This is a genomic window from Phytobacter sp. V69, assembly GCF_965644215.1.
GTDB lineage: Bacteria > Pseudomonadota > Gammaproteobacteria > Enterobacterales > Enterobacteriaceae > Phytobacter.
This window is the reverse complement of sequence record NZ_CBFFRL010000410.1, coordinates 1-1,607: the sequence shown is the minus strand read 5'-3', so window position 1 is coordinate 1,607 and position 1,607 is coordinate 1. Positions and strand designations below refer to the sequence as shown.

Annotated in this window: 1 pseudogene; it reads right to left on the bottom strand. The window is 55.9% G+C overall.

The annotated features are described in order from the left end of the window. Window positions 1–59: 59 nt before the first annotated feature. Window positions 60–1,607: pseudogene (locus ACSZPU_RS25605) on the bottom strand (glycosyl hydrolase family 28 protein); the annotation flags it as partial.

The following is a 1,607-nucleotide window of genomic DNA, read 5'->3' as shown; positions in this document are numbered from 1 at the left end:
TACAGCTCAGCTAAGGTAAGGCTAATACAGCTAAGGACTCCACTGAACCCCACCGATTAAATCGCACCTTCCTTAGCCGAAGTACCATCGACGGTGACGTCCTGCACCTGAACGTCGCGGAACTGAGCGGGCTCGTCGGCAGGGGTCGTATCATTCACGTCGGCGCTGTATTTGATAGTAAAAACGAACGGCTCTTTGGCGATATCTTTCATCGCATTATGACGGAACAACACATCCCGCACCCCACCGCCATAGTAGGGGCGGCTTTTCATGCGCAGGCCGACATCGGTCATATATATGACGTTATCCTCGGCGCGAACTTTTTCGATCCACGCGCCGGTATGGCTACCGGTCACCACGGCGCCGTGGCCTTTGCGGAAATAGTTATTGAAGATCCATGCCCCGCTTTGCGGCTGTTGATGAAAAGTTTCCGCGCCTTTACCAAACCCGGCGGCGAAATTGACGCAATCATCCCCGGTATCAAAGAAGTTGTTGAAAACCAGCGCATTCTGGCTATTGCCGAACTCCACGCCGTCGGCGTTATTGCCGTCAAAGGTCTGGTGGACCAGCCCATTCAGGGTGATATTTTTTGACTCCAGCGCCATTACCCCATGGAACGCGGGGTTGCGGATTGTCAGCCCGGCAAGATAGAGGTTCTGCACACCGCGCAGGGTCATCAGGCTGGAGCGGCGATTTTTATAGGCGCTATTGCTTTCGATGCCTTCCGCAATAGCCGCTTCGGTCTGATGCTTTGCCAGAATGCCGTCCGCGCTGACTTTTGCCGCATTGCTGGCCCGGTATTGCGGCAGTGCGTTCCCCATTTCGTCGATGATGGTGGCCTCGCCGCCGCTTTTGACGCCCCGGGTCCAGCCGTTGCCGTCAATCGTGCCTTGACCGACGATGCGAATATTGCGAAACGTCCCGGCCGGAGACTCGCCCTTATCGTCCGCTTCCAGCACGTTAATTAATGACGGCGGGCGGCGGGGCTGCGGATGATCGCTGTAGGGATAGAGGGAGTAGCCTTTTTCCAGCGGATACTGGGCCGGATCGTCCGAACCCAGCAGGGTGGCGCCAGCGGCAATCTCCAGGGTCATATCGCTGTGCAGGAAGAGCGCGCCGGTTTTGAATTCGCCGTCGGAAATCACCACCTTACAGCCCTGATGATAGTGCGCGACGGTGCAGCTATCGATCGCCTGCTGCAGCGCCGCGGCTTCAGCCAGCGCCTTGTCCTTGCGGGCTATTTCACGGTTAAGTTGCTGAATTTCTTTTTTCTGCTTTTTAATCAAGGCTCTTTCTTCACGCTGACCGGGCTGCATAAATTCGTCCCTCCACTGCTGAATTTGCTCAGGATAAAGACCTTTACGGCGACAGTATTCAGCCACAGCATGAGCAGAAAGCGGTGCGGTTTCAACGAGAACGGCAAAGCGGGCGTCCTGCGACCATTCTCGCGTTGACTGACTTTCAGCTACACGAACGCCAGCCTGAGTACGCCAGGCATAAAGCGTATTGGCCGGGGTCCCCTCAGAACGGGCTAACTGAACGACCGGTTGATTATGTGGCGGCATCATTCTGGCGATCAGAGCGGCTTTACGCTCAGGTGAATAAGT